The following is a 225-nucleotide window of genomic DNA, read 5'->3' as shown; positions in this document are numbered from 1 at the left end:
GCCCGGCACCGCCGTGGTATCGGATGGGCTGAACTGCTTTCCCGGTGTCACGGATGCCCACTGCACCCACACGGCCATTCCCACCGGCGGCGGCGCGCCCGATCTCGGCCACCCGATCTTCTGGTGGGTCAACACCCTGCTGGGCAACGTCAAGAACGCGCTCCATGGCACCTACCATGCGCTGCGCCCGAAGTACCTGCAACGCTACCTGTCCGAGTTCTGCTA

Annotated in this window: 1 protein-coding gene; it reads left to right on the top strand. The window is 65.8% G+C overall.

The features are described from left to right. On the top strand, positions 1-225 hold a 225-nt coding region (locus ACH65_RS17915), incomplete at both ends, for a transposase (RefSeq protein WP_049624002.1).

The sequence above is a fragment of the Frateuria defendens genome, from assembly GCF_001182895.1.
GTDB classification, from domain to species: Bacteria; Pseudomonadota; Gammaproteobacteria; order Xanthomonadales; family Rhodanobacteraceae; genus Frateuria_B; species Frateuria_B defendens.
The sequence above is the reverse complement of the archived record's forward strand: the minus strand, read 5'-3'. Positions and strand labels throughout refer to the sequence as shown.